The sequence below is a fragment of the Bradyrhizobium sp. genome, from assembly GCF_049581145.1.
Taxonomy (GTDB): domain Bacteria; phylum Pseudomonadota; class Alphaproteobacteria; order Rhizobiales; family Xanthobacteraceae; genus Bradyrhizobium.
The window spans coordinates 1-1,620 of record NZ_JBAURI010000839.1 but is presented as its reverse complement, the minus strand read 5'-3'; the positions used below and the strand labels follow the sequence as shown (position 1 = coordinate 1,620).

Genomic DNA, 1,620 nt, shown 5'->3' with positions numbered 1-1,620 from the left:
GGCCCCTTTCGCGCAAATTCCGGCAGGCGCGGGTCTGCCGATTTCGCGCTTTACGCCACCCGCCCGCTCCGGAACGCCTCGACCGTCTGCATGACGCCGCGCAGCTCCGCCAGGCCCTTGAGACGGCCGATGAACGAATAGCCGGGGTTGACGCGCTTCTTGCCGTCGTCGCCGAGCAAATGCCCGTGGTCGGGGCGCATCGGGATTTCGGCGTCCGCGCGGCCCTCGGCGCGGCGGCGCTCCTCTTCGGACATTAGCGCCGCGACGAGGCGGACCATGTCGGTTTCGCCGGCGAGATGGTCGGCCTCGAAGAACGAGCCGTCCGGCTCGCGCTTGACGTTGCGCAGGTGGGCGAAATGCACTCGGGGGCCGAACTCACGCGCCATGGCGACGAGGTCGTTCTCCGGGTTCGAGCCGAACGAGCCGGCGCAAAGCGTGATCCCGCAGGCAGCCGAGGGCACGGCGGCGAAGAGCTTGCGAACGTCCTCGGCCGTCGACATGACCCGCGGCAGGCCGAAGATCGGGAACGCCGGATCGTCGGGATGGATGGCGAGGCGCGCGCCTTCCTCCTCGGCGACGGCCGCGATCTCGCGCACGAACGCGATCAGATTGGCGCGGAGGTCTTCGACCCCCACATCGTTGTATAGGGCGAGAGCTCGCCTGAAGGTCTGCCGGTCATATGTGAAATCGCGCGCCGGCAGCCAGTCGATCAGCGTCTGCTCGAGCCCGCCGATTTCGTCCGGCGTCATCGCCTCGAACCGCGCCCGCGCCGCCGCGACGCGCTCGGGCGCATATTGGGCCTCGGCGCCGTCGCGCTCGAGGATGAAAAGGTCATAAGCCGCGCAATCGACGGCGTCGAACCTGAGCGCCGTCCCGCCGTTGGCGAGCGGCCAGTTGAGGTTGGTGCGGGTCCAGTCGGTGATCGCCATGAAATTGTAGCAGAAGGTCTTGACGCCGGCGCGCGCAGCATTACGGATCGACTGCTTATAGTTGTCGATCCTGACGCGGTAGCCGCCGCTGCGGGTCTTGATCTCCTCGCCGACGCCGATGCTCTCGACCACCGGCCATACGAGCCCCGCCGCTTCGATTTCGGCTCTACGCTTTAGCACCTCGTCTTCGCTCCAGACCTCGCCGCGGTTCATATGATGCAGCGCGCTGACGACGCCGACCGCGCCCGCCTGGGCGACGTTTTCGAGGCTGACCGGATCGTCCGGCCCGAACCAGCGCCAAGTCTGCAGCATCGAGTCCTCCCTTGACGTTTCTCCCCTCTCCCTTTTTGGAGTGGGATTGGAGGTGAGGGTTAGATCTTCCGTCCCATGGTGAGAAACTTCTCCGCCCTCGCGTTGCGCAACTCATCCGGGCTCAGGCCGTGGAGCGACTTCAGGCCGTCGCTGATCGCATGGCCGGTCGCCGCGACCGCGGCGAGCGGATCGCGGTGCGCGCCGCCCAAGGGTTCGGCAATGACGCCGTCGATGATGCCGAACTTGATGAGGTCCTGGGCGGTGATCTTCATGTTTGTCGCTGCTTCCTGGGCGCGCGACGAATCGCGCCACAGGATCGAGGCGGCCGCCTCGGGGGAGGCGACGGTATAGATCGCGTGCTCGAGCATCAGCACGATGT

1 protein-coding gene and 1 pseudogene are annotated in these 1,620 nt (G+C 66.8%); both read right to left on the bottom strand.

Annotated features, from left to right (window positions below):
- Window positions 1-50: 50 nt before the first annotated feature.
- A complete protein-coding gene (gene uxuA / locus WCB02_RS27605; protein WP_423962926.1) occupies window positions 51-1,241 on the bottom strand; it encodes a mannonate dehydratase in 1,191 nt (396 codons plus the stop codon).
- Between the two features lie 59 nt (window positions 1,242-1,300).
- Window positions 1,301-1,620: pseudogene (locus WCB02_RS27600) on the bottom strand (acetyl-CoA carboxylase carboxyltransferase subunit alpha); the annotation flags it as partial.